Origin of the sequence: Mycobacterium sp. KBS0706 (assembly GCF_005938675.2) — a bacterium.
GTDB lineage: Bacteria > Pseudomonadota > Alphaproteobacteria > DSM-16000 > Inquilinaceae > Inquilinus.
Genome location: NZ_VCCH02000212.1, coordinates 1 through 4,386, shown reverse-complemented (window position 1 = coordinate 4,386; position 4,386 = coordinate 1). Strand labels below are relative to the sequence as shown.

The window sequence follows — 4,386 nt, the reverse complement described above, 5'->3', positions numbered from 1 at the left end:
GAGATCCCGGTCTTGCGTCTATTCACATCAATGGCGCACCCCGGACATGCCCAGCCTTCGGAGAGCTGTCTCACGCAGGTCGATGCGGCCCGGCCGCCACGCAAGGCTTCGATCGTAGCGATCGGGTCGCCGGCGCCAATGAAAGCGCGGTGCATTTTATCAGACATATTACGGGACGCAGTCGGAACAAATTCCGAGTAGGTGTCGACGTGGTTGTACGGCCGCGAGGCCGACTGGATCGTCAGCGGCCATGTCCTCCGCCGCCAAGGCCACCACGGCCGAACCCGCCATGGCCAATATCATTGGACATGATGTGGCCATCCGGGTGGTAGTCCCCGTGACGCGAGTCATCGCGCCGCCCGTCATCCGGCCCCCGATAGCCCCCATAGTCATAGAAGCCATACGGGTCACCATAGTCACAGCCTGGATCGTCGTCGTACGGCAAGCACGCGCCGGCGACAGAATCGGCAGCGTAATTGCTGTCGGGCGCGGAGGCGTAGCTGCCAACAGCGGCGGGTGCGTAACTGGTGCCGGGGGCGGAGGCATAGCCGCTGTACGACGCACATCCTGATAGGGTCAGTGCGATAGAGCCGACGAGCAACAGAGCCGGCGCTCGACCGCGTGTCATCGCGATCATCCTCAGGTGGTTTAGCCGGCCAGGGAAAGCTTGGATGGGTGCTTCCCGTGCGAACCGGCTTCTACCCATGTGGGGACGCAAACAGGGCTTCCATCAACGAGAAGGTAAAAAGTGGGTGAAAAGAAGGTCACAACGGCACCGGGAACTCCGTCAAAAATCTGCCGGAGATCGAGCAGGATCGGCTGACCTCGTCGACAATCAAATTATTGTTTTCATTGAATGATAAGGGCGATTATCGCGCACTGGACGGTTTCATTCGCCGCCTTCGTGCCCTAGAATCACCACCGGCGGCCTGCCTGGCCGCGGCGGGGAAGGGGAAGAATGCCGGACAGCACACCGATCGCCGAGCCAACGGGCGTGGCCGTCCCATGGACGCCGCCGGCCCTGACCGAGGCGCAGATCGCCGAGATCCAGGCCCTGGCAACCAAGGCCGACCAGCTGGCTGAGGTCTCGCTCTCCGCCAACACCCGGGTCGCCTACGGCAAGGCTTGGCGTGCCTGGAGCGAGTGGTGCCTGGGCTACGGTCTCGACCCGACCGGTCTGGACCAGGCTGCGGCCGCCGACGCGCACTGGCTGGTGCTGCACCTGACCGCCCTGGCCGAGACTCGGTCACTCTCGACCATCCTGCTGCGGCGCGCCGCGGTGGTGTCGATCCGGCGGCGGCTGAAGCGCCCCCTGCACCTCGACGACGCCGAGTTCGAGGCTTTCCTCAAGGGCCTGCGGCGGCGCAAAGGCACCCGGCCGACCCGCAAGGCGGCGCTGCTCGAGGAGAACCTCCGGGCCGCCACGCTCGTGCTCCGCCCCGACGGGACCGGCAGCAGGTCCGCCGCAGCCGGGGCAGGGGAGGGTGCCCTCGGTGACCTCAGGACGCTCCGGGACCGATCCCTGCTGCTGACCGGCTTCGCCGGCGGCTTCCGCCGCTCGGAGCTTGTCGCCTTCGATCTCCGTGACGCCGCCCTCTCGGCCGAGGGCTTGGTCCTGTTCGTCGCCGGCTCCAAGGCTGATCAGGAGCGCCGGGGCGAGGAGGTGGGGATCCGAGCCGCGCCTGGGTCGCTGATTTGCGCCGTCACTGCGCTCCGCGCCTGGCTCGAGGCCCGCGGCGACGAGCCAGGCGCCCTGTTCTGTCGCCTCGATCGCGGCGGCCACCGTGTGCGGGGCTCCGACGGCCGTCTGCAGCCGATGGACCCGGCGACCGTCGCCCGCCTGGTCAAGCGGGTCATCGGCCAGACGGGCGCCGAGATCGAGACGTTCTCGGCGCACAGCCTGCGCGCCGGCATGATGACCGCGGCCGACCGCAAGGGGATCTCGCTCGAGGACGCCATGCGGCACGGCCGCTGGAAGAGCGTCAGTTCGGCCCGGATCTACCGCCGGCATTCGAGCTTGTAGCAGGGCAATTTTACCGAAGCGCTGCTGCGGGATGAATAGAGCAGGGGCTGCCACGCCCTGCCGATCTGGGGTGCGCCCGCGATCTCGCCTCCACCTCGTCGCCACTCCGTCAGTTTGCTTGAGCCCGAAGGGCATCGATGAGCCGAGCCAAATCGGGATCGGGTGGGACAATCCGGGCCAGCCGCTCGGCATATTCTAGCGCGGCTTTGGCATCTCCGACATCGCGGCTGAAGCTGATGAGCGCCGCCAGATGATCGCGATCGTCGGGGTGTCGGGCCAGGCTGTCCTTGAGGATCGTGATGGCGTCGCTGGCGCGCCCCATCGAGTGGAGCCCGACCGCATAGACATAGGCGTACCGTGCGCGATCCGGCTCGAGCTCGGCAGCGCGGCGGAGTTCGCGCAGCGCCTCGTCCGGCCGATTGAGCCGCACGAGCGCCAGCCCGAGGGCGTGGTGGGCGCCGGCATCCTGCGGTGACGCGACGATCGCGGCGCGCAGCACCACCTCGCCCTCGCCGTCGCGCCCGAGGCCGCGGTAGAGGTCGGCGAGGTTGACTGCAGCGGGCGAATACTGCGGGCTGAGCCGCAGCGCCGCCTTGTATTCGGTCTCCGCCTCGGAGACGCGGCCGACTTGGGCATGGAAGGTTCCAAGTGCCGAGCGGGACTCCGGCCGATCGGCGTTGAGACGGTGGGAGGCGATGAGCTCGGAGGCCGCACGCTCGAAACGCGCCCGATCGGGTGCCGGCAGCGAATCCACGGGTACAGACGCGAGCAGCCCGGCAACCCGGATCCTGACGCCGGGGCTGGGGTCGGCAAGCAACGGGGACGCGGTCGGCCAGATCTGTGCGGCCGGCATGCCATCGAGCATGTCGAGAGCGCCGATCCGCACCATCGGATCGCGATCTGCAAGGCCAGCCTGCGCCAGATCGATAGTGGCGGGCGACGCATGCGAGTTCAGCTCCGCCAAGGCGCTCGCCCGTGCAATCCCTGGCGTGCCGCCATCGGCGGCGACGGCTGCGAGCAGTTTCTCCGCATTTAGTTGGTCGGTCCAGGCCGCATGGAACGCCTCGGCATAGGTCTGATACCCTTTGCGGTCCGGCCCATACCAGCGCTCGACCGCCGACGCCGCCCACTCCGCTGATTTGTTGGCATGACAGTCGGTACAAGCGTTGGGCGTGCCGAGCCGCACTGAAACATCCGGCCGCGGGACACGGAAGCTATGGTCGTGGCGCTGATCCACCGTCATGTAGGTGCGAACCGGCATGTGGCAGGAGGCACAGGCGAGTGGCGGGTCCGCTTTCTCGTGGTGGTGGTGTGTCGCGGCGGCATATCGGTCGGCGGCGTGGCACTGCGAGCACGTGGCGTCGCCGGAAATCCGCAACTCGGCGCTATGCGGATCGTGGCAGTCGCTGCAGGTGACGCCGGCGGCGAACATCCGGCTCTGCTTGAACGAGCCGTAAGTGTAGACCTCGTCGCGCATCTGCCCGTCGGCCTCATAGAGCCCCCGATCGAGGCCCGAGACCGCATGGGTGTCCGAGAGCCAACGGCCGGGAACCCAGGCTTCCGAGAACGCGCCGCGCCTGGCGTGGCAGAGACCGCAGGTCTCGACCTCCTTGCGCAGGATCTGCGGCGCCGCGCCGCGCTCCGGCGACCCGGTGGCTGGATCGTGATGCCAGTTCGCGCCGGACCGCTCGTCGAACCGCACCAGAAGGCCCATCGACGGATCCTCGTGCTTGCCGAACGGCCACCAGCTTTGCCTGTCTCTCGCCCAACGGACATGGCGCGAGCCCTGACCGTGACAAGCCTCGCAGCCGACGCTGATCTCGGCCGAGGTGGTGGCGAAGCGATCGCTCGCCGCATCATAATTCTTGTGCACTCCGGTCGAGTGGCACTCGGCGCACATGAAGTTCCAATTCTGGTTCAGCTTGGTCCAGTGCAGAGCGTCGTCGTGGCGGATCGCCTCGTTCGGATAGAGGTGGAACCAATGCTGGCCGCCCTTCTCCTTCGGCCGGCTGTCCCAGGCGAGCGACAAAGCCTGCAGGCGGCCATCGGGGAACTCGACCAGATATTGCTGCAGCGGATCGACACCGAACGTGTACTTGATCTCGAACGGCGCGAGGGAGCCGTCGGGCCCATCAGTCTCGACCAGGAACTTGCCGTCTTTGCGGACGAAGCGGGACTGAACGCCGTCATGGTCGAAGCTCGCATCGTTGAAATCGCCGAGCACCGATGTGTCGGTCGCATGATCCATGGCGTGCCTGTGCTGCGAGCCGCGCCAAAGCTGCGCTTCTGCCTGGTGGCAGCCCGCGCAGGTCTCGCTGCCGACGAATGTGGCGACGGCATTTGCCGGCGCGCTGCCAGATCGT

Annotated in this window: 2 protein-coding genes; one reads left to right on the top strand and one right to left on the bottom strand. The window is 67.1% G+C overall.

The window, feature by feature from the left end:
• The first annotated feature begins 958 nt into the window (after positions 1–958).
• Positions 959–2,023, top strand: a complete 1,065-nt coding sequence (locus tag FFK22_RS41070; RefSeq protein WP_138893582.1) for a tyrosine-type recombinase/integrase — start codon at positions 959–961, stop codon at positions 2,021–2,023.
• A gap of 109 nt (positions 2,024–2,132) precedes the next feature.
• On the opposite strand, the gene FFK22_RS41065 is transcribed toward FFK22_RS41070, so the two are convergent.
• The coding region (locus FFK22_RS41065) for a tetratricopeptide repeat protein (RefSeq protein ID WP_143956962.1) at positions 2,133–4,386 on the bottom strand (2,254 nt) is incomplete at its 5' end.

Excerpts from the sequence above, each read along its gene's own strand:
- FFK22_RS41070 (WP_138893582.1), top strand. The coding sequence starts at position 959 with ATGCCGGACAGCACACCGATCGCCGAGCCAACGGGCGTGGCCGTCCCA.